17 protein-coding genes and 1 tRNA gene are annotated in these 22,970 nt (G+C 39.3%); 12 read left to right on the top strand and 6 right to left on the bottom strand.

Translation table 11 applies throughout. The features are described 5' to 3' along the window. Positions 1 to 91 precede the first annotated feature (91 nt). A complete protein-coding gene (locus tag ASF92_RS09585; protein WP_056091595.1) occupies positions 92 to 376 on the top strand; it encodes a hypothetical protein in 285 nt (94 codons plus the stop codon). Between the two features lie 114 nt (positions 377 to 490). Here ASF92_RS09585 and ASF92_RS09580 read toward each other — a convergent pair whose 3' ends face one another. Both ASF92_RS09580 and ASF92_RS09575 read right to left on the bottom strand, forming a co-directional pair. Continuing rightward, on the bottom strand, positions 491 to 1,672 hold the full coding sequence (locus ASF92_RS09580) for an AIR synthase related protein (protein WP_056091592.1): 1,182 nt from the start codon (positions 1,670 to 1,672) through the stop codon (positions 491 to 493). A 1,169-nt stretch (positions 1,673 to 2,841) separates the two neighbouring features. Further along, positions 2,842 to 5,016: a glutamine synthetase III gene (locus ASF92_RS09575; protein ID WP_056091588.1), complete on the bottom strand. Its 2,175-nt coding sequence runs from the start codon at positions 5,014 to 5,016 to the stop codon at positions 2,842 to 2,844. A 200-nt stretch (positions 5,017 to 5,216) separates the two neighbouring features. Between ASF92_RS09575 and ASF92_RS09570 the strand changes: the two genes are divergently transcribed. After that, entirely contained in the window at positions 5,217 to 6,056 is an 840-nt protein-coding gene (locus tag ASF92_RS09570) for an energy transducer TonB (RefSeq protein WP_197413270.1), read from the top strand. A gap of 12 nt (positions 6,057 to 6,068) precedes the next feature. After that, positions 6,069 to 6,416: a hypothetical protein gene (locus tag ASF92_RS09565; protein ID WP_056091581.1), complete on the top strand. Its 348-nt coding sequence runs from the start codon at positions 6,069 to 6,071 to the stop codon at positions 6,414 to 6,416. A gap of 385 nt (positions 6,417 to 6,801) precedes the next feature. On the opposite strand, the gene purL is transcribed toward ASF92_RS09565, so the two are convergent. After that, complete coding sequence (gene purL, locus ASF92_RS09560; protein WP_255353112.1) at positions 6,802 to 10,512, bottom strand: phosphoribosylformylglycinamidine synthase; 3,711 nt, start codon at positions 10,510 to 10,512, stop codon at positions 6,802 to 6,804. A gap of 250 nt (positions 10,513 to 10,762) precedes the next feature. Here purL and ASF92_RS09555 point away from each other — a divergent pair, with 250 nt between their 5' ends. The 4 genes from ASF92_RS09555 (at position 10,763) to fbp (ending at position 13,882) form a co-directional block, all read left to right on the top strand. After that, a complete protein-coding gene (locus tag ASF92_RS09555) occupies positions 10,763 to 11,146 on the top strand; it encodes a VOC family protein (protein WP_056091576.1) in 384 nt (127 codons plus the stop codon). 288 nt (positions 11,147 to 11,434) lie between these two features. Further along, complete coding sequence (locus tag ASF92_RS09550; RefSeq protein ID WP_056091574.1) at positions 11,435 to 12,148, top strand: tRNA1(Val) (adenine(37)-N6)-methyltransferase; 714 nt, start codon at positions 11,435 to 11,437, stop codon at positions 12,146 to 12,148. Positions 12,149 to 12,291: 143 nt separating this feature from the next. Beyond that, on the top strand, positions 12,292 to 12,783 hold the full coding sequence (locus ASF92_RS09545; RefSeq protein ID WP_056091571.1) for a metallophosphoesterase: 492 nt from the start codon (positions 12,292 to 12,294) through the stop codon (positions 12,781 to 12,783). A gap of 19 nt (positions 12,784 to 12,802) precedes the next feature. Beyond that, positions 12,803 to 13,882 (top strand): class 1 fructose-bisphosphatase, encoded by a 1,080-nt coding sequence (gene fbp, locus ASF92_RS09540; RefSeq protein ID WP_056091569.1) that lies wholly within the window; start codon positions 12,803 to 12,805, stop codon positions 13,880 to 13,882. A gap of 28 nt (positions 13,883 to 13,910) precedes the next feature. Here the strand turns inward: fbp and ASF92_RS09535 are convergent, their stop codons facing one another. Beyond that, positions 13,911 to 14,546: a DUF6266 family protein gene (locus ASF92_RS09535; protein WP_056091567.1), complete on the bottom strand. Its 636-nt coding sequence runs from the start codon at positions 14,544 to 14,546 to the stop codon at positions 13,911 to 13,913. Positions 14,547 to 14,802: 256 nt separating this feature from the next. Continuing rightward, positions 14,803 to 15,267, bottom strand: coding sequence for a ribonuclease HI (gene rnhA / locus ASF92_RS09530; protein WP_056091564.1), 465 nt, complete (start codon positions 15,265 to 15,267; stop codon positions 14,803 to 14,805). A gap of 175 nt (positions 15,268 to 15,442) precedes the next feature. Here rnhA and ASF92_RS09525 point away from each other — a divergent pair. Continuing rightward, positions 15,443 to 15,516 (top strand) — tRNA-His (locus ASF92_RS09525). Positions 15,517 to 15,599: 83 nt separating this feature from the next. Here the strand turns inward: ASF92_RS09525 and ASF92_RS20795 are convergent. Continuing rightward, complete coding sequence (locus ASF92_RS20795; protein ID WP_369817094.1) at positions 15,600 to 15,794, bottom strand: transposase; 195 nt, start codon at positions 15,792 to 15,794, stop codon at positions 15,600 to 15,602. A 462-nt stretch (positions 15,795 to 16,256) separates the two neighbouring features. Here ASF92_RS20795 and ASF92_RS09520 point away from each other — a divergent pair, with 462 nt between their 5' ends. The 4 genes from ASF92_RS09520 to ASF92_RS09500 all read left to right on the top strand — a co-directional run bounded on the left by ASF92_RS09520 (position 16,257) and on the right by ASF92_RS09500 (position 22,968). Further along, complete coding sequence (locus ASF92_RS09520; protein ID WP_056091561.1) at positions 16,257 to 16,847, top strand: RNA polymerase sigma factor; 591 nt, start codon at positions 16,257 to 16,259, stop codon at positions 16,845 to 16,847. 75 nt (positions 16,848 to 16,922) lie between these two features. Beyond that, on the top strand, positions 16,923 to 18,113 hold the full coding sequence (locus ASF92_RS09515; protein ID WP_157263806.1) for a FecR family protein: 1,191 nt from the start codon (positions 16,923 to 16,925) through the stop codon (positions 18,111 to 18,113). A gap of 114 nt (positions 18,114 to 18,227) precedes the next feature. Continuing rightward, positions 18,228 to 21,551: a TonB-dependent receptor gene (locus tag ASF92_RS09510; protein ID WP_082489520.1), complete on the top strand. Its 3,324-nt coding sequence runs from the start codon at positions 18,228 to 18,230 to the stop codon at positions 21,549 to 21,551. A gap of 10 nt (positions 21,552 to 21,561) precedes the next feature. Next, positions 21,562 to 22,968, top strand: coding sequence for a RagB/SusD family nutrient uptake outer membrane protein (locus ASF92_RS09500; protein WP_082489519.1), 1,407 nt, complete (start codon positions 21,562 to 21,564; stop codon positions 22,966 to 22,968). Positions 22,969 to 22,970: the final 2 nt, after the last annotated feature.

Here is a 22,970-nt window from a genome sequence, read left to right as displayed (position 1 = left end):
GGACTTTTTTTGTGTTTAATTTTTTCAAAACATTTTTTATCCTGAACGATTATATAATTAGTCTATCTATTAGAAACTTATTATATATTCTATGAGCAGTTCAAAGCAAACTCATGAACATGCAACTATAAAAGCATGGGCAGAAAAACACGGCGGTGTACCTGCATTGGTTGAGGATACCGAAAACGGAAAAAAAGGCGGCGGAATTTTAAGAATTCATTTCCCTGAACATAGCGACAGCAAGTCTGACTTAAAAGAAACAGACTGGGACAATTTTTTTAAGGTGTTTGACGACAATAAGCTGGATTTCCTATATCAGGACAAAAAGGCCGACGGGGAAGAAAGCACCTTTCATAAATTTATAGAAAGGGAATAAATGATAAATGCCGATCTACTCAGTAGCACACTACAGTATTTATCAAGCCTCAGATTCGCACATTATTCATTTAAATCTGCGAATCTAAGGCTTTAAATATTATAATATTCTGCTTTAATTATAAACGAAAGTTCCTTTTTCACTTTCAATTGTTACCTGTTTCTGAGCACCTTTTTCTACATGGCCGATGATCTGCGCATCGATGTTGAAACTTTTCGAAATTTCAATGATGCTTTGCGCGATTTCTTCAGGCACGTAAAGTTCCATCCTATGGCCCATATTGAAAACCTTGTACATTTCTTTCCAGTCCGTTCCTGATTCTTCCTGTATCAGTTTAAACAGAGGAGGGATTGGAAAAAGGTTATCTTTAATTACATGGATGTCGTCATTAACGAAATGCAATACCTTTGTTTGTGCGCCACCACTGCAATGCACAATACCATCAATCTGGCTGCGGTGGTTTTCCAGTATTTTCTTTATCACCGGTGCGTAGGTGCGCGTAGGCGATAAGACCAGTTTGCCGGCAGTCATTTTTCCGAAGCCATCGATGTCGATTTCATCTGTCAGGTTTTTATTGCCCGAGAATACCAAATCAAAAGGAACTGCCGGATCGAATCCTTCGGGATAAGCATTGGCTACTGTTTTATTAAAAACATCATGACGGGCAGAGGTAAGTCCATTGGAACCCATCCCTCCATTGTACTCTGTTTCGTAAGTTGCTTGCCCGTAAGAAGCCAGACCAACCACAACGTTACCTGGTTTAATGTTATCATTACTGATGATGTCTGAACGTTTTAATCGGCAGGTAACGGTAGAATCGACTATAACGGTTCTCACCAGGTCGCCAACATCTGCAGTTTCACCTCCTGTAGAGTAGATGGAAATGCCTTGTTCGCGTAAATCGGCTAAAATTTCTTCCGTGCCGTTGATAACAGCGGCGATGACTTCACCCGGAATTAAATTTTTATTGCGGCCTATGGTGGAGGATAAAAGAATATTATCTGTTGCGCCGACACAGATTAAATCATCGATATTCATGATAATCGCGTCCTGAGCAATGCCTTTCCAAACAGACATGTCGCCGGTTTCTTTCCAGTAAACATAAGCTAATGATGATTTGGTACCAGCACCATCGGCGTGCATAATGTTGCAATAGCTTTCATCGCCGCCTAATACGTCGGGTATGATTTTACAGAATGCTTTAGGGAAAATTCCTTTGTCGATGTTTTTGATGGCGTTGTGCACATCTTCTTTTGAGGCCGAAACGCCGCGTTGATTGTACCTGTTATCACTCATGTTGGCGCAAAGATAACGGAAAATTCCGGAGTCCGAAGACCGATTAAGATGTTTTTGCGGGATGAAAGACAAAGGAACAATGAGCAAAGAATAATATCTTAAAATCCTTAAATGCCGAAAACCCTGTTCATTTTACCACCTAAGAAACCTAAGAACATATCTGGATGAATGTTGAACAGACTGTTTACCATTAAGGAGTTAAGAAAAATAAGGCTTATGGTGCATCTTAAAATCCTGAAAATCCTGTTCATTTTACCACCTTAGAAACCTTAGAACAGCTCAGGATAAATGTTGAACAAACTGTTTACCATTGAGGAATTAAGAAAAATAAGGTTATGGTGCATCTTAAAATCCTTAAATTCATGTTCATTTTACCACCTTAGAAACCTTAGGACAGCTCATGATAAATATTGAAAAACAATTTACTATTAAGGAATAAGAACAGATAAGTAGTGAATCTTAAATCCTTAAATCCTGAAAATCATGATCTTTTCACCACCTTAGGAACCTGAGCATACCTGAGGATAAATATTGGATAAATAGTTTACCATTAAGGAATTAACCATTAAGGAATTAAGAACAGATAAGTAGTGAATCTTAAAATCCTTAAATCCTGAAAATCCTGATCTTTTCACCACCTTAGGAACCTGAGCATAYCTGAGGATAAATATTGGATAAATAGTTTACCATTAAGGAATTAAGAACAGATAAGTAGTRAATCTTAAAATCCTTAAACCTGAAAATCAGAATCTTTTCACCACCTTAAGAACCTTAGAACAGCTCAGGATAAATATTGAAAAACAATTTACCATTAAGGAATTAAGAACAGAATAAGTAGTGAATCTTAAAATCCTTAAACCTGAAAATCATGATCTTTTTCACCACCTTAGGAACCTAAGCATACCTGAGGATAAATATTGGATAAATAATTTACCATTAAGAAGTTAAGAACATATAGAGCAATGCGCATCTTAAAACGCTTAATTTTAATAAATGATCTTGAAATTTTCATTTGTTGAATGGATAATACAACCAGATATTTTATACTTGGATTATAAGTAATCGCAAGGTAACAGAGCATCTTAAAATCCTTAAATCCTGAAAATCATGATCAAGAAAGGCGTAGAGTTTACCCTACGCCTTAAATTTTTTAGCTTATGCCTTTGATTTTATTTCATGAATAATAATTCTCTGAATTTAGGTAAAGGCCAAACACTGTCATCAACTATCTGCTCCAGTTTGTCTGCATGGTAACGGATGGTATCAAAGTAAGATTTAACTTTCTCATCATAAGCAATTGCTTTCTCACGCGTATCTTCGATTTTGTTGGTTACTTTACGTTCTTCCAACATCGCATCAATATTGGTTTTAACGATATCTAAATGTTCAGACAATTTTTTAACGATATCAATAGAAACTTTACTGTCTACACCAATTTCTTTTAATCCTTTAACATTTGCGATTAATGAGTTTTGATAAGCAATTGCTGCAGGTATAATTGCTGTATTTGCAACTTCACCCATTACACGTGCTTCAATCTGAAGTTTTTTATAGAAATTTTCCAACATGATTTCATGACGGGCATGTATTTCACGTTTGCTGTAAATACCGGTGGTATTAAATAAATCAGCTGATTTTTCAGTTAAATAAGCATCTAAAGCTTTAGGCGTAGTTTTGATGTTTGATAAACCGCGTGCTGCAGCTTCATCTTCCCACTCCTGGCTATAACCATTACCTTCAAAACGAATAGATTTCGATTCTTTAATGTATTTCTTGATTACAGTTAACAGGGCGATGTCTTTTTTATCACCTTTCTTAATTAATTTGTCTACTTCATTTTTAAATTTAACCAGCTGCTCTGCCATGATTGCATTCAGGATGGTCATTGGTGCTGAAGAGTTAGCAGAAGAACCAACTGCCCTCAACTCGAATTTGTTACCTGTGAATGCGAAAGGCGATGTACGGTTACGGTCGGTGTTATCCAATAAGATTTGAGGGATTTTAGGTATGCCCAACCAAAGTGCATTATCTTCTTTAATTTTTTTGCTGATGCGGGAGTGCTCAATCTCATCCAGCACGTCGTTTAATTGAGAGCCTAAGAAGATGGAGATAATTGCCGGCGGCGCTTCATTAGCACCTAAACGGTGGTCGTTGCTTACCGATGCAATACTTGCACGTAATAAATCAGCATGCTCGCTAACTGCTTTAATTGTATTTACAAAGAAAGTGAGGAACATTAAGTTGTTTTTAGGCGTTTTACCCGGTGCCAATAAGTTTTTACCGGTATCTGTAATTAGCGACCAGTTATTGTGCTTACCTGATCCGTTAATGCCGGCATATGGTTTTTCGTGCAATAACACACGGAAATGGTGACGTCTTGCAACTTTCTCCATCAGGTCCATCAATAATTGATTGTGATCAATGGCCAGGTTGATTTCTTCGTAAATAGGCGCGCACTCAAACTGCGAAGGGGCAACCTCGTTGTGGCGGGTTTTTAAAGGAATACCTAATTTCAGAGCCTCATTTTCGAAGTCTACCATATAGGTGAAAACACGCTCAGGGATAGAACCGAAATAATGGTCTTCCAATTGCTGGCCTTTAGCAGACATGTGTCCGAATAAAGTACGGCCGGTTAACAATAAATCCGGACGGGCATTAAATAAGGACTCATCAACCAGGAAATATTCCTGCTCGATGCCTAAAGATGCATTTACTTTGGTAATGCTTTTATCGAAATATTGGCAAACATCAACAGCTGCTTTATCAAGCGCCGCCAATGCTTTTAATAAAGGTGCTTTATAATCTAAGGCTTCACCTGTATAGGATACAAAAACCGTTGGGATACATAGGGTTTTACCTGCTTTACTTTCCATAATGAACGCTGGAGATGATGGGTCCCATGCAGTGTAACCACGGGCTTCGAATGTATTACGGATACCGCCGTTAGGGAAGCTGGAAGCATCTGGCTCTTGTTGAACTAATGCACTTCCTGAAAACTTTTCGATGGCACCATCGCCGCTAGGCTCAAAAAAGGAATCATGCTTTTCTGCAGTTGTTCCTGTTAAAGGCTGAAACCAGTGTGTATAATGGGTAGCGCCCGCACTCATCGCCCAGGCTTTCATGGCTGTAGCAATCTGGTTCGCGTCATCTGTGTTAATTAATTCGCCCTGGTTGATGGATGATATCAATTTTTCATACACGTCTTTAGATAAGAAATCTCTCATTTTTCTCTTATCAAATACATTAGCGCCAAAAAAGTCAGAAATTTTTGCTGATGGTGATTTAACTTCTGGTGAAATTCTGTTTTGAGCCTCTTTTAATGCGATGGTTCTTAAGCTTTTCATTAATTTGTTATGTTTTTTGTCAAAAATACTATATTTTCTCAATTTTTATGAAACATTTTGGTTAAATAAATAAAAATTATCAAAAATGAAATATGAAAATGTTTTTGGGATATAAATTTCATTTTTGATAAATATTTTAGATTGTTTGGCGCTTTATGGAATCGTTAAGTTTTATACATCATGGTATAAAAACGAAAACTATGTTCAACTCATCAATTAATGTTTACAAAACCGAGTGGCTCGATATTGTATTCTCCGGAAGAAACAAAAGCTATGGTGCTTATGCACTTAGATCGCAATCCTCTTCAATTTTAAATAAATCGTTACTGATAGCCAGCAGTGCTTTCGTCCTGTTTTTTGTAAGTCCGATGGTTTATGATAAGTTGTTTCCGGAAGAAATGGTTGCTACACCTGTTTCAAAAACAATTGTTTTAGACGATGTAATTCACAGTATGAAAACACCGGAACCCGAAAAGAAAGTAGCACCCGAAAAAGCGGAGCCGGTAAAAGTTAAAACAGTTGCTGTTCCTTCGAATATTGTCGTTGTAGATAAAGTTGATTTGCCTGAACCACCAACAATGAAAGATATGCAGGATGCCGTTATAAGCGATAAAACGCAGGATGGTGTAATTAAACCCGATCTGGTTGTCAATACAAATACAGGTAACGGAAATGCAGAGACAAAGGGTACAGAAACCGGTACCGCTACCGGAAATGAGGTAGTCGATTTGCCTGGCGTAGATGAATACCCTGAATTCGAAGGCGGCATGAAAGCCTGGGCTAAATATATTCAGAGAAATTTAAGGTATCCCTACGAGGCACAAGATGCCAATCATCAGGGTAAGGTGTTTATTAGCTTCGTAGTAGAGAAAGATGGCTCAATAAGTAACGTAACGCTGGTAAAAGGCATTGGATTCGGTTGTGATGAAGAAGCAATGAAAGTGATTAAAAAATCGCCATTGTGGAAACCGGGAAAGAATAAAGGTACACCTGTTCGTGTACGGTATAACATGCCTATTAGTTTTACCCTGGCCAATTAAAATAATCTACCCATGAAAAGTATATTAATCCTATTGATTGCATTACTTGCATTTAATAAAATTAGAGCTTCGGAAGTAAACTATGCCGATACCGCTAAAGTGTACAGCAGGAAACTTGCTACCGCGGATATAAAAGCCGGGAATTTAAAATTCCTTTTGAGAGGCGGTATTGTATCAACTTACAGAAAAGGGCAGGAGGTGTTTGAAAAGAAATATCGTTTGAAGTATTCCGATTTCGGCTGCGTGATGCCTTCAAATATTTCAATTGATGATTATAATAGAATTGTAGCCGGTTATCTGGATAAGAAGTTTGGCTTATCCTGGCGAAACGAAGTGCGGAAGGATGTTGCGGGGATTTAAATGAAAGAGGTTGTAGCAAAAAAGATTGTATAGTGCATTAAGATTCCCGCCTGCGCGAGAATGACGACAACTAAACAAAAAAATGGGCCTTAATTGTAGATTCTAATTTTGAAGCAACTTGCTATTTAACTTATGCTGCGGAACATTTCTGACAGCGGTTTTGGGAATTCTAATGCTATTTCATAGTGCTTTAAGATTTCCGCCTGCGCGAGAATGACGGGAAGGAAATAAAATTCTGGCTTTAGTTACTAGGTTATTAGTGTGTTCGACATGCCCTTCGGAACATGTCGAACGGCGAGGTTTTAATGGATTTGATAGAGCGTTCGACAAAAAAAGGCTTAAGTGGAAAACTTAAGCCTTTTCGAAAATTCAAAATATTCTGGTATTATGCCTCTGTCATATCTTCAACCCATTTTCTGGCGTTCACAAATGCTTCCATCCACGGCGAAACCTCATCTTTACGGCCTTTAGGGTAATTTGCCCAATGCCATTGGAACAATGAACGTTCGATGTGCGGCATCATAACCAGGTGACGGCCGGTTGTATCGCATAGCATCGCGGTATTGTAATCAGAACCATTCGGACTTGCAGGATAGCTTTCGTACGCATATTTTGCAACAATGCTATATTTATCTTCCGTGTATGGCAGGCTGAATCTGCCTTCACCATGTGATACCCAAACGCCTAACGTGCTACCGGCTAACGTTGAAAGCATTACAGAATTGTTTTCTGCTACCGTTAATGAAGTGAAAATACTTTCGTGCTTGTTACTTTCGTTATGCAGCATCTTTGGTTTTTCTTCATGGTCTTTATTAATTAAGCCAAGCTCAACAAAGAGCTGGCAACCATTACAAACACCAACAGAAAGCGTATCCGGACGGGCGAAGAATTTTTCTAAAGCAATTCTTGCGGTTTCGTTGTACATAAATGCTCCCGCCCAGCCTTTAGCCGAACCTAAAACATCAGAGTTAGAGAAACCACCTACAGCGCCGATGAACTGAATGTCTTCAAGCGTTTCCCTGCCCGAAATTAAATCCGTCATGTGCACATCCTTAACATCGAAACCCGCTAAAAACATCGCATTAGCCAATTCGCGTTCGGAATTACTTCCTTTTTCACGGATTACGGCTGCCTTAGGTTTTGGCTTGGTTGTATCGATAATAGGTTTCTTTCCATCAAAATGAGATGGGAAAGTGTATTTCAACGCCTGGTTTTTATAGTTGTCGAAACGTTCTTTAGCTTTGACAGGTCCGCTTTGTTTCTTATCTAACAAGTATGAAGTTTTAAACCATATATCGCGTAATTCACTTATGTTGAAGTTGTAGGCTGTATCGCTATGAACGATTTGCAGTTGATTTCCATCAATAGGACGACCTATCTTATGAAACTCAACGTCATTTGCTGCAAGCGTTTGTTCAACAGAAGCATCGGCCTGGAAAACTATTCCAATGTTTTCAGCGAATAAAACTTTAATTAAATCACTTTCTTTTAAAACAGAAAGGTTAATAACTGCGGCCAAATCGTTATCTGCAAAACACATCTCCAATAGCGTAGTAATTAAACCACCACTACCGATATCGTGTCCGGCCTGTATCTTATCTTCTTTAATTAGTTGCTGGATGGTGTTAAATGCTTTTTTAAATTTCGCCGCATCCTTTACATCAGGTGTTTCTGTACCTACTTTATTCAATATCTGCGCAAAGGAGGAACCACCTAGTTTATAGCTGTCGTTAGAAAGGTTGATGTAGTAAATAGAGCCGCCATCTTTTTGAAGCACGGGCTCTACAACTTTCGTGATGTCATCACAATTACCACCCGCAGAGATAATAACGGTTCCGGGTGCAATCACATCGCCATCTGCATATTTTTGTTTCATCGATAAAGAATCTTTCCCCGTTGGGATGTTGATTCCTAAATCGATGGCAAAATCAGAACAAGCCTTAACAGCTTCGTATAACCTTGCATCTTCACCTTCATTTTTACAAGCCCACATCCAGTTTGCAGAAAGCGAAACACTTTTTAAGCCATCTTTCAGCGGTGCCCAAACGATGTTAGACAGCGATTCTGCAATGGCAATTCTGCTTCCGGCAGCCGGATCAATTAAAGCCGAAACCGGTGCGTGGCCCACTGATGTAGCAATCCCTTCTTTACCCTGAAAATCCAGCGCCATCACACCGCAGTTATTTAAAGGCAATTGCAGCGGTCCGGCGGTTTGTTGTTTTGCTACGCGACCACCAACGCAACGATCTACTTTGTTCGTGAGCCAGTCTTTCGATGCAACCGCTTCTAATTGAAGTACACTTAATAGATAATCGTTCAGTTTTTCGGTTTGATAAGATAAAGCCTCATATTTTCTATCCAGCTTTTTATCTTCCATAACCACCTTTGGAGAACTGCCGAACATGTCTTTCAGTTCTAGGTCCATTGGTTTGATTCCGCTGCTTGCGGATTTAAAAGTGAAGCGATGATCGCCAGTTACCTTACCAACCCTGTACATTGGTGAGCGCTCCCGATCGGCAATTTTTTGCAGCGTTTCGATGTGCTCGTTTCCGATAACCAATCCCATACGTTCCTGGGATTCGTTTCCAATAATTTCTTTCGCTGAAAGGGTAGGGTCGCCCACAGGCAGTTTATCCAGATCAATTAAACCACCGGTTTCTTCCACCAATTCGGATAAGCAGTTTAAGTGTCCGCCAGCACCGTGATCATGAATGGAAACAATTGTATTGTGATTACTCTCCACCATGCCACGAACAGCATTTGCAGCCCTTTTTTGCATTTCCGGGTTGGAGCGTTGAATGGCATTTAACTCAATGCCGGAAGTATGTTCTCCTGTGTCGGCAGATGAAACCGCTGCGCCACCCATTCCGATTCTATAATTTTCGCCACCAAGCACAACAATGTTATCGCCTTCCTGCGGTTTCTGTTTTTTTGCCTGACTGGCTTTACCATAGCCAATACCGCCGGCAAGCATTATCACTTTATCAAAACCTAATTTGCGGTCGTTCTCTTCGTGTTCGAAGGTTAAAACAGAACCGGTTATTAAGGGCTGACCGAATTTATTTCCAAAATCGGTTGCACCGTTCGATGCCTTTATCAGGATATCCATTGGTGTTTGATACAGCCACTGCCTTTCTTCCATGCCCTTTTCCCATTCGCGGCCTCCTTCTAAACGTGAAAGTGCCGTCATATAAACGGCTGTTCCTGCTAAAGGTAAAGAGCCTTGTCCGCCGGCCAGGCGATCCCTGATTTCACCACCCGAACCGGTTGCAGCACCGTTAAATGGTTCAACGGTTGTTGGGAAGTTGTGGGTCTCTGCTTTTAAGGAAATAACAGATTCAAAATCGCTTGTGGCATAATAATCAGGTTCATCTGCCCGTTTCGGTGCAAATTGCTGGACTACAGGCCCTTTTATAAAGGCAACGTTATCTTTATAGGCCGAAACAATATCGTTCGGATTTTCTTCGGATGTTTTACGGATTAATTTAAACAGGGATGTGCTTTGTTCCACGCCATCAATTACAAATCTACCATTGAAAATTTTATGGCGGCAATGTTCTGAGTTCACTTGCGAGAAGCCAAAAACTTCAGAATCCGTTAAAGGTCTTTTTAATCTTTCAGCCAGGGAATTCAGATAGTCTACTTCTTCATCACTTAAAGACAGGCCTTCCTGTTTGTTGTAGGCAGCGATATCTGATATTTCTATTATCGGTTCAGGCTTAATATCAATGGTGTAAATGTCCTGCGTAAGTCCATCATATTTCTGAGAAAGCATGGGATCGTAGTCCGAAAAATCTTCAGCAACCTTTTTGAATTCTTCAATCCTGATGATGCCTTGAATCGCCATATTCTGGGTAATTTCAACGGCATTTGTACTCCATGGTGTTATCATTGCAGCCCGCGGACCAACATAAAAACCATTCAAATGTGCTTCACTTTGCAGTTTGGCACCTCCGAATAACCATTCAAGTTTTGTTACATCAGTTGCTGATAGGCTGTTGTTTGTTTGTAAAACAAAAACCACCTGGGATTGCCCTTCGACAGGATCAGGATGACTAGAGAAGAAATGAATCATGCTTTTTTTTTGAAGCTGCAAAAATAGCTTTTTAAAATGAAAAAACTGGTGTAGTGGAAGGATTGAATAATAGAATTTTGAATGATTGAATGTCAAAATATAATGGTAGAATTAGCGAATGATGGAATTATCGAATTTTGAGTGAGTGCATGTTGAATTAAAGGATGGTAAATGGTAAAATAATTTTAATTAACTCCTAAGGATATTTTGCAACTTTGTCTTTATTCAACCATTCATTCTATCGATCAATAATTCACTCATTCAGTAAACAATGTTTAACCGAATCCATCATATCGCTATTATTTGTTCCGATTACGAAAGATCAAAAGATTTTTATGTTAATAAGTTGGGGCTAAATATTGTAAGCGAATTTTACCGGGCAGAAAGGAAATCCTATAAACTGGATTTAGCCATCAATGAACTTTACCAGATAGAACTTTTCTCTTTTGAAAATCCCCCTGAACGGCCCTCACATCCGGAAGCGCGGGGTTTGCGTCATCTGGCTTTTGAGGTTGATGCTATTGAAGAAGAGATCAAACGCTTAAACCAGCAAGGCATTACAACCGAAAATATCAGGGTAGATGAGCTTACCGGAAAGCGATTTACATTTTTTTCAGATCCGGACGGATTGCCATTAGAGCTTTACGAGAAATAGATTCAAAACAAAGTAGCCAACAATGAAATTGTTGGCTACTTAAATACCGATCGAGTACATTTACTTTTCACAATTCAAAGCCCGGTTTAAAACGCAGTTCATTCAAATTGCTCAATCAAATTTAGTTCGTGATTTGCATTTTTAAAAGCGCAGATTTGTAGAAGTTATTAACAGTAGTCGTTCTGGTATTCGTGTTGTGTTTGTTTAATTAGTAAAGAGCTTATATTCAGTAATATATATTAATTAAATTATGTTGAAAACATTACAATAATAAAAAATTAAAAGACGATGGAGGTGAACAGGGATGTATTTAAGTTCAAACAATTCGAAGTGAACCAGGCTGGTTGTGCGATGAAGATTAATACAGATGGGGTTTTGATTGCTGCGATGTCGAATCATGAAATGCCCAAAAAAATTCTGGATATCGGAACTGGCACGGGGGTGGTCGCATTGATGCTTGCACAGCGTTTCCCTGAGGCTGATGTTCATGCTGTAGAGATTGATTATCAAGCTGCTGAAGCTGCTGATAAAAATTTCAGAAACTCCATATTCAGCAATCGGTTAAGTGTTAGCCATGTAGCAATTGAGCATTATATTGGTGTGGAAAAATTTGATTTAATCGTTTCCAACCCGCCTTTCTTTGTTAATGATTTAAAAAATGAGGAAAAGCGGAAAGGCATAGCGAGGCACGCGGATGAAGATTTCTTCGAAATGTTGATCAATAAATCAAAATCGATTTTATCGGATCATGGAAAATTATGGTTAATCCTGCCTTTAAAGCAAGCAAGGCAAGTTGAGGAAATTGGGTTGACAATTCAATTGTTTGCCGCTGAAAAAATTTATATCCATTCTGACGAAAGTAAGCCTCCATTTAGAATGATGATTTGTTTGAGCAAGGAAAAAATGGATTTGCTAGAACGGAAATTTTATATTTATCAATCCCTTAAAGTGCACACAGAAGAATATAAGATGTTATTGAAGGATTTTTTTCTAAATTTTTGAATGATAATATCGTATAATAAATTTGCTTAAATATCCGTCATTCCGGCGGAATTTATGTTGTTTTTTTTACTCATTTATTTGGCCGTTCTTTTAATAGATTGATGGCGCAAATAAAGCTTCTAAAATAAAATTTACCTTTAAATATGAAGACAATAGGGTTAATTTCTGATACCCATGGTTATTTAGATGAAAGCGTTTTTAAGCACTTCGAAAAATGTGATGAAATCTGGCATGCCGGCGATTTTGGGCAGGATGTGGCGGGGCCTTTATCGGCTTTTAAACCTTTGCGTGGCGTATTCGGAAATATTGATGATGCAGTAATCAGGCAAGAGTTTCCTGAACAGAATCGTTTTAATTGCGAAGCAGTTGATGTTTGGATGACCCACATAGGTGGTTATCCTGGTAAGTATTCGTCTTATGTAAAGCCTGATATTTACACTAAGCCGCCTAAATTATTTATAACCGGGCATTCGCATATCTTAAAGGTAATGTACGATGAGAAACTGAAATTATTACATATAAACCCCGGTGCGGCTGGTAAACACGGCTGGCATAAGGTCAGAACTTTAATTCGTTTTTGTATTACTGATGAAAATATTCATAACTTAGAGGTTATAGAGTTATCGGGTAGATAATGTAAAAAATACACTAAGTATGGTTTTTGGGGTCAAAACATTAGGACAATTTATTATAGAAAAACAAGCCGATTTCCCTTATGCGAAAGGCGAATTATCGAGGCTGCTGCGCGACATTGCCATTGCGGCCAAAATTGTAAACCGGGAGGTCAACAAGGCCGGTTTAGTTGATATTTTAGGGGACGTTGGGACAACAAATATACAGGGTGAAGAACAAAAGAAACTGGATATTTATGCAAACGAACAATTCATAGCCGCTTTAACAAGTGGCGGGGAATGTTGTGTAGTGGCTACTGAAGAAGAAGACGATGTGATCCACATTGAATCGCCGGTATCGCAAAATGCGAAATACATTGTTTGCATCGATCCCCTGGATGGCTCATCTAATACAGATGTAAATGTAGCTGTTGGGACCATATTTTCCATCTACAGGCGCAAATCTACTGAAGGTAAAGCAGGTTTGGATGATGTTTTGCAGAAAGGTACCGCACAGGTAGCCGCCGGTTACATCATTTACGGTTCATCAACCATGCTCGTATACACTACGGGAAAAGGCGTAAACGGGTTTACTTTAGATCCATCAATAGGGGAGTTTTGTCTGTCGCATCCCGATATGAAAATGCCGGAAACAGGTTATATTTATTCCATAAACGAAGGCAATTATGTGCACTTTCCTGATGGCGTTAAAAAATACCTTAAATACTGCCAGGTTGAAGATGATGCGACCAGGCGTCCTTACACCTCCCGTTACATCGGTTCGATGGTTGGCGATATTCACCGGAACCTAATAAAAGGAGGGATTTACATTTATCCAACTACCTCCAGGTCGCCAAATGGTAAGTTGAGGCTATTGTATGAATGTAATCCAATGGCGCTTATTATTGAGCAGGCGGGCGGGAAAGCTTCAACTGGCTTCGAACGCATCCTGGACATTAATCCGAGCGAATTGCATCAGCGTGTACCTATTTTCATCGGATCGAAAAATATGGTGGAGCAAGCGGAAGAAATGATGCGAATGTATACCGATGGATCAATAAGTACAGATGAAAGCGTTGAGACTAAGCTGGAAGATTTGGGTATTATTGGCGGCGTAGATTAAGCTGGATTATATTGTTTCCTGGAATCAATTAAACTTCAAATGTCCCAAGGTATTGGCTGTCTGACTGTGCACTACGGTCGGCAGCCACAAAGCCAATGTAAATATCCAGCTTAACACCTTGCATATTATCTTTAAGCTTAACTTTTAAACTTCCATCTTTCCGGAAAGCACCGTTGAATACTTTGGTCAGGGCATTCATATTTTCTGAATCATAAATTAGCAGCATCAACTGGTCTGCCTCATTTTTACTGTTAATTCCTGTGGTATGCCAGCTGATTAAGACTTCCAGGTCTTCACTGAAAACGACTTGAGGATTTATCGCCTGCTCTAACAGTCCGCCACTAATTTTTAATACAGTGGGATCGATATAAAAGGTGTCGTCATCGCCTTTAAGCGCTTCTTTACGCGTGAAAGCCAGTGCCGCGCGAAAACCACCTGTTTTTGTATAATAATTCCTGAAACCGACTTTTAATACATCCGCGAAGGGATGCAGGTAATTTTGGACTAGCTTAAATTTGGCCTGATTGATGCGTTCTTTTTCTGTAAAATTCTTTCTTGCCTTCGGTAGAGAGCGTATAAAAAAGTTGTCTCCGACCTGGTAGCCTACCACAGCGCCGATTTTTCCCGAAAACCCATTGAGTATGCCGTTTTTTAAAGTTGCCATAGCTTATCTGTTTAAATTAAATTTAAACAATAATAATTATTCCTGCAAGTTGTGGGTGCTTATTGCTTTTTAAGGAGCATTTAGATGGTTAATTTATTCAAAGCTAAACCTATGTAAAACGAATGTATACCGTGTTTAGACCGAGTGAGTACCGGGTTATTGCAAAGAAAACCATATTTAAATCTGATAAATAAAAGCCCTAATCAGCTTTTGAAAGTTGGATTAAAATAAGGCTATATTTTTTATTGTTTATAATTTAGAGTCGGCTGCGTTCTGTTTCAAAAAAAGTGTCTATAGCCAGTGCGGCTCTGTTTTGAGAAGCGGCAACGGCCAGGCGGTCGCAGCGTTCATTTTCAGGATGATCGTTATGGCCTTTAATCCAGATAAATTTGACCTGGTGCAGCTTATACAATTCCAGGAAACGCATCCAGAGGTCTTTGTTTTTTTTATCTTTAAAGTTTTTGGTTGCCCAGCCAAACACCCATTTTTTTTCTACGGCATCCACTACATATTTAGAATCGGAGTAAACGGTAACCTGCTGGTTCAGGCTTTTCAATGCTTCCAACCCTTTGATAACCGCCAGTAATTCCATTCGGTTATTGGTGGTCATTCTAAAACCCCCGCTCAGTTCTTTATAATGCTGGCCGGCCCTCAATATGGTTCCATAACCACCCGGACCCGGGTTTCCGCTTGCAGCACCGTCTGTATAAATCTCTATCATAAACACGGTAAAGTTATGTTTTTAGGTTTAAAATAGCTGCTGTAGCGGTTTTTTTTAAAATTATTTAAAATTCAAATAATTGAATAATAGCGGATTAAATTGCAATCCGGGTTCTTTAGAAAAAAATATTTGCAGGAAATATTAAAAGTCGTACTTTTGTGACACTAAAAACACGGTGGTTGTAGCTCAGTTGGTTAGAGTATTGGTTTGTGGTGCCGAGGGTCGTGGGTTCGAGCCCCATCAGCCACCCCGTAATGGGACAAAGACATTTTCGAATGGTTTTTGTCCCTTTTTTTTGCTCTTAACTCGTTGTTTTTCCGGCAAATCATGGATCAAGCGGAAGCGTTTGGGGGATATTGTTTAGGCATATATTTTTGATATCTGAACAGAAAGAATTTAATATCCCTTACAACTTTTGATGTTGTTCTAAACGCTTTGATCTTTGCATTGAAGGATTCTGCAGATCCATTTGTTGCTCTGTTAGCAAAGAAGTTAAGGATATACAAATAATGCGGTTGAATTGATATGGCAACCGTGCTTATGAATCAATTCCACAGGTTTCCACTTCATTATACCATATTGCCAGTAAAAGACTATTGTATAACCATCGTTCCAATGAATTTTTTGATTGTTATAATGGAATTGTAGTGGCAAAAGATCTGAGTATAAAAGATCTGGAAATGCAATTGAAAAACATATTCAGGTGAGCGTACAAAACTGTCAATACCTGGCATAATTACATGCATTATGGAATGCTTTTGAAGAGTTGAATTTAAATAAAGCGTATGACTTGGCGTTATTCAACCTACTTTTAAAATCTGGTGGATTCGATCTAATTATCGAGCAATTTAGAAAAACTGTTAATTATTCGTCCCAAATGGTATATTTGATTTTATAACACAAACTTAAAACCAGCATAACATTCAGCTTTTAGTTGTTGTTGTTTTGGCAGAACGATTGAAATAACAAATTACATACCGTAAGCTGAGATGGACAAAATTAATGAATCAAAGCAACTCAATGCGCTTCGTTTAGGGGATGCGCATGCATTTGATGAATTATATCGCCATTACAGCAAACCAGTTTTTCGAAAACTGGTAGCCATGGTTAAACATGTACCACTGGCTGAAGAGCTTACCCAGGACGTTTTTGTCAAGATATGGGATAAAAGGTCGATTATTGACATTGAGAAACCATTTTTGTATTACTTGCTTACTATAGCCAATCATACGGTAAGTGATTTTTATAGGAAAGCTGCACGGGTGAGCCGGCTCCAGGAAGAAATCATCTCGGCCAGTGCAGATTTATATAATCCTATTGAGGAGCAAATTTTTTACAAAGAAAGTCGCGATATACTCAACAGCGCTATTGAAAATTTGCCCGAGCAACAAAAATTGGTGTTTAAGCTTTGTAAAATAGAGGGAAAATCCTATGTAGAGGTAAGTCAAGAGCTCGGAATATCTACTTCGACGATAAGCAATCACATTGTAAAGGCAACTAAAACGATAAAAAAGGTTTTTTTTGGTTCAAAATTTGGATTTATATTGCTTGTATTGAGTCTTTTGGAGAATAAATCATAAAAAAAATCAATTTTTTTTCAATTCATATAGAGGATATGTGTTTTTCAAACGTATTGTATATGAAAAGAGAATAAATTGAAGATAAGAAATCAAAATTTGCGGGCGTTATATTCAAAATTCCTGCAAAATCAGTTGTCGGCAGCGGAAATAAGACAGCTTTTACCTCAGCTTGCGGCTCAATCCGAAGCTGAACTTCATGCTATCATAGGTGAGTTTATGTCCAGAGAGGAGCCTTCGGTGGCAGGGGAGGAGGAAAGCTTGGCTAAAATTCTTTCTGTTATCCATGATGAGCACATACACATTCCTCCAAAACCTACGGTATTCAGAAAGCTGTACAAGAAGATGTCCGTTGCTGCTGCGATACTATTGATCTCCGGATTGGGCGTATATCTGTATTTGGAAAGTAGAAAAGGCAATGCGGCAATTGAGATTGCGGCAGGTTCAAATGATCTCAAACCAGGAACTGATAGGGCTATACTCAAACTTTCAAACGGTTTACAAATTGACCTCGGTCAACTCGGTAAAAAAAGACAAATCAGGCAAGACGGAGTTTCAATCTCAGTAGGCGAAGACGGGCAAATTGTCTATCAAGCATTAGAGGACGTTGGCTCTAAATCAAGTTTGGATTACAATACGATTAGCACGCCAAGAGGAGGAAAGTTCAAGATCCTTCTTCCTGACAGTACCCAGGTCTGGCTGAATGCTTCTTCATCTCTTACTTATCCAACTTCATTTACACATGCTGGTATTCGTAAGGTGAAATTGGCGGGCGAGGCCTATTTTGAGGTGAGCAAACAGTTGAATAGCGGAGGTAAGTCCATGGAATTTATCGTCAGTACGGAACGACAGGAAGTCAAAGTTCTTGGCACACATTTCAACGTAAGTGCTTACGAAGATGAGGTGGCCACCAGTACTACTCTATTAGAAGGTAGCGTACTGTTAAATGGTAAAACGATGCTTCGGCCAGGGCAACAGGGGGTAAACAACGATAATGCAATAACAGTTAAATCCGTCAATACGCTAGACTATATCGACTGGAAAACAGGGGATTTCAACCTAAAAAATGATGATTTCAGAACCATCATGCGAAAAATTTCAAGATGGTACGATGTTGAAATTATCTATAAAGACTCTGCTCCCGAAAACATTAAGCTCGGCGGCTGGATTTCTCGTGAGAAAAACATTTCATCGATATTAAATTTAATTCAGAAAACTGGTAATGTTCATTTTAAGCTGGAAGGAAGGAGGGTCATTGTAAGCAAATAAATACCATATAAAATAGCTTAAAATAAAAAAACCAGGGCGTGGTTGAGACACCCCTGGCCAATTTTGATTTTAAGTCTTGAAACTATTGAGAATCTTTCAACTTAAACCAAACAAATGTACAAAAATTTTACTGTCAAAGCGGACAGCCGTCAGAGCTATGTCCGATTAATACGTCGAACCATGCGTTTAATTACCATTTTGATGTTTGGCGTGATGATGCAGGTTTCGGCCTCATCATCAGCACAAAAAATCACGCTCAGCAGACGTGATGCCACTCTTGAATCGGTTTTTCAATCGCTTCGTGAACAGAGTGGGTATGATTTTGTTTTTAATATGAAACTCATGGCAAAAGCAAAACCGGTAACGATAGATCTCAAGGGAGTAAGTTTATCGGAAGCATTACGAATTTGTTTTGCCAATCAGATTTTTACCTACTCCATTTTGGACAAGACAATTGTAGTGGAGGAAAGGTCTCTGACCGATAAAATTTTGGATTATTTTCAGGATATCGATGTTATAGGAACGGTATTCGATGAAAGGGGCGCTCCGCTTTCTGGCGCCATGGTCAAGATAAAGGGCACGAACAAGGTTGTCATTACTGATGCAAAGGGTCGTTATATTTTACGTGCAAGCGATGAAAATTCCACATTGATATTTAGCTATGTTGGTTATAAAACCAGAGAGGTCTTAGTAAAATCGAAGCTTGATGTGGCTATGGAGCTTGATCCGGCGAAATTGGACGAAGTAATCGTTATAGGCTATGGAACTACTACCAGAAGATTAAGCACCGGATCCCAGGTTGGTATCAATGCCAGGGATCTTGAAAAACAACCCGTTACCAATGTTTTACAGGCCTTACAGGGAAGAATGCCTGGAGTAGCTGTAACGCAAACCGGCGGTCTTCCGGGTGCGGGCATTAATGTCCAGATCAGAGGTGTAAATTCTTTCGAAAAAAGCGATCGTCCATTTTATGTAATTGATGGTGTACCGTTTCTTTCTGAACCGGTCAGTGGTGCCGTTAGTGGTACGGCTGCGGTTTCTGCCGAAGGTCAAACGAGCCCAATGAATCTTATTAATCCATCAGATATAGAGAGTATAGAAATTCTTAAAGATGCAGATGCAACAGCTATTTATGGCTCTCGAGGGGCAAATGGTGTGGTTTTAATCACTACAAAAAAAGGTAGGGCTGGTAAAACACAGTTTTCTGTTAATGCTAACACGGGAATGTCACAAGTAGCGCATTTTGTCGACCTACTAAACACGGAAGAATATTTGGCACTCAGAAAAAAGGCGTTTGCCAACAATCCTGCAGCAGTTCCAGGGGCATTCGATGCTGATTTAACATGGGATCCAAAAGCTTACACCAATTTCCCTAAACTATTGATGGGAAACACAGCTAATACTTATGATGTAACTTCGAATGTATCTGGCGGCGATGTGCTAACCAATTTTTATCTCAGTGGAACTTTTCACAAAGAGTCAAATATTTACCCTGGCGAACAGTCCTACCAACGTGGTGGTGCCCATTTGAATTTTAACCATTCAACCGCAGACCAAAGATTTACATTAGCTATATCTTCCACATTTAGTGCTGATAAAAATAATATAACAATTACCGAGTTAGGCAATTATGCTTACGTTTTGCCCGCACATTTTCCCTTATATAATCCGGATGGTTCTTTATATTGGGCATCTGGATTCAATAATCCTTTGGGATTTTTAAACCAAACGAATGATGCAAGGGGAAGTAATTTCTTAACCAACATCAATCTTAAGTATACGCTACTAAAAGGGTTGGACCTTAAGACGTCGTTGGGGTACAGTAAAACCGATATGAGAACTACTGCTGTACGACCGTTAAGCTCGCTAAGTGCGGTGGCAGGTGCTACCCCTAGAACGACAGGTTCGGTAAATGAATCTTATGTGTTTTCAAATGGCTACATTTTTGAACCGCAATTAACTTATAAGAGCAAAATTTGGAAAGGCAATTTAGAAGTTTTAGCGGGTGGATCATGGCAGTTCAAACAATCTAAGATGCCGTATAATTTAATTGCAACCGATTTTCTGTCTGATGATTTTCTTTCAAATACCGCCTCGGCTGCCACGAGAACAATCACAACCGGATCAACTGATTTCAAGTATGTCTCCGTGTTTGGCCGTGTAAATTATAATATAGCTGACAAATACATTGCTAATGTCTCCTTTCGTCGTGATGGTTCATCAAGATTTGGTCCAAGCAATCGATTTGGTAACTTTGGTTCTGTAGGTGCAGCCTGGATTTTTTCAGAGGAGAGCTTTCTTAAGAACAAGCTCAGCTGGTTCAGTTTTGGTAAATTAAGGGCGAGTTATGGTGTCGTTGGTAGTGACGAAATTGGAAATTATCAATACTATGATAGCTATTCCGCTTCAACATATGTATATAATGGGATATCTGCACTACAGCCTACAAGGTTGGCTAATAATGAGTTCAGATGGGAAGAAACCAAGAAGCTCGAATTTGGCTTAGAACTAGGCTTTTTTGAAGATAGACTTTCCCTATCAGCATCTGCCTACAGGAATAGGAGTTCAAATCAATTACTGCAATTCCCGGTTAGTCAGCAAACAGGTTTTGCTGGATATCAAGCCAATTTTCCGGCATTGGTTCAAAATGCCGGTGTAGAACTCTCGTTAACCAGCACTAATATTCAGAATAGTCAGTTCAAATGGACATCCACTTTTAATATTTCGAAGAACAGTAATAAACTGGTTGCATATCCTGATATAGACAAAACAAGCTACTTTACACGTTACGTAGTGGGCAGACCTCTAGCATCTTCATACAATCTGCAGTATGCTGGAATTGATCCGGCAAACGGACTCCCGACTTTCGCAGATTTGAATGGAGACGGAATTGTTTCTACGGGCTTTTTGGATACGCAACGTGGAGACAGGTACTATAATGGTACGCTTTATCCTGAATTCTTTGGAGGGCTGACCAATTCGATAACTTATAAGGGTTTAAATCTGGATTTCACCTTCCAATTCGTTAAGCAGCAGGCTCAAAATATGTTTGCCCCAACAAATTATCCTCCCGGATATCCCTATAACGCGGCAGCGAGTGTAATGAATGATTATCTTGCGCTGGGGTCTCCAGATCAATTGATAACAGAAAATGCCAGGACTACAAACGGACGAGCAGCTTATCTGGCTTTCCTGAATTATGCTGGTTCAGACGTTAACGTTGTAGATGCATCTTTTATTCGCATGAAAAACGTAAGTCTTTCATACTCCTTTCCTACAAAAATGATTTCACCTATAAAGGCGAAGAATTTAAGAATCTATGTGCAGGGGCAAAATTTGTTTACGATCACAAACTATGATGGCTACGACCCCGAATCTCAGGGTGTAGGAACTCCTCCATTGCGTACAATAACTGCCGGTTTACAATTAACTTTTTAATTCTAAAGACATGAAAATTAAATTATACATCAAGTTTCTTCTTGGCTTAGCTACCGTGGTCATTTTTGGCTGTGAGAAGATGATTGAAATCAATCCTCCATTAAATGAAACACCATCTTCAGCAGTATTTACTAAAGATAAAACCGCCATGTCGGCCCTTTCAGGAATGTACGCCCAGCTTACACTGATTACAATGCAAACCACTGGGTTACCTGTATATACATCGATCATGGCTGATGATCTTCGCTACTTGTCTTCAAATACGACGATATTGGAGTATGGGGCGAATACTTATAACTCTACGACCGCTTCATCAGAGGCTTTTACCGGATATTATCAGGTTATTTACAGGGCCAATGCAATTATAGAGGGGCTAACTAATTATACAGGTACCTCTGCAGCGGTCAATAAGCAATTGATGGCCGAAGCTAAATTAATGCGGGCCTATTGTTACTTTATCCTGGTTAATTTTCATGGTGAAGTTCCATTGGTACTACAGACTGACCCTAATGTCACGGCCTACTTGCCGAAAGCATCCGTTTCCGAAATATATAAATCCATTGTGGCAGACCTAATCGATGCAAAATCAAATTTGCTTGCTGATTATTCTTTTACGAGTGGGAATAGAAATGGCGTAAATAAGTTTACCGCAGCGGCACTTTTAGCCAGGGTATATTTATTTACCGGAGATTATCAGTTAGCGGAAGCTAATGCCACCGAAGTGATACAAGCTTCTAATCTTTTTAGTATGATACCTACGGCCACTATGGGTTCAGCGTTATTTGTTAAAAATAGTACTGAAAGTATTTGGCAACTACCACCATCGTTGGTCGCAACTAACCAGAGCACCACAGAAGCGGCATCATTCATCCCGAGTTCTAATGTTATTGCGGCTCTGAATTTCGATTTACGTCCGTCGTTTTTGAGTTTATTCAGTACAGGTGATAGAAGGCGTACACTATGGATGAGGGATTTGACAATCGCCGGGGGGCAATACGTTATTCCACTTAAATTTAAATATAGAACAACAACTGAAGCTGCGGCCGCAAATGTTACCGAATCACAAATTATTCTCCGCTTGGCAGAGCAATATCTTATCCGTGCAGAATCTCGGGCAAGGCTTAATGTAAATCTTGGCGGAGCTTTAGCTGATCTGAATGTTACAAGATCAAGAGCTGGTCTAACTGCAAGCACTACATCAGATCGGGCGTTATTACTCGAGGAGATTGCATTGGAAAACAGAAAAGAGTTTTTTTGTGAGCAAGCCTACAGGTGGTTTAATCTAAAAAGAACAGGCCAGGCTGATGCGGTTTTACCTGTACTGAAACCTGCCTGGAGACCGGCAGCAAAACTCTATCCTATACCCTTACTTGTACTGAATAATAACCCAAATCTAACTCCAACTACAGGATACTAAAG

The organism is Pedobacter sp. Leaf176 (assembly GCF_001424305.1).
Lineage (GTDB): Bacteria > Bacteroidota > Bacteroidia > Sphingobacteriales > Sphingobacteriaceae > Pedobacter.
The sequence above is the reverse complement of the archived record's forward strand: the minus strand, read 5'-3'. Positions and strand labels throughout refer to the sequence as shown.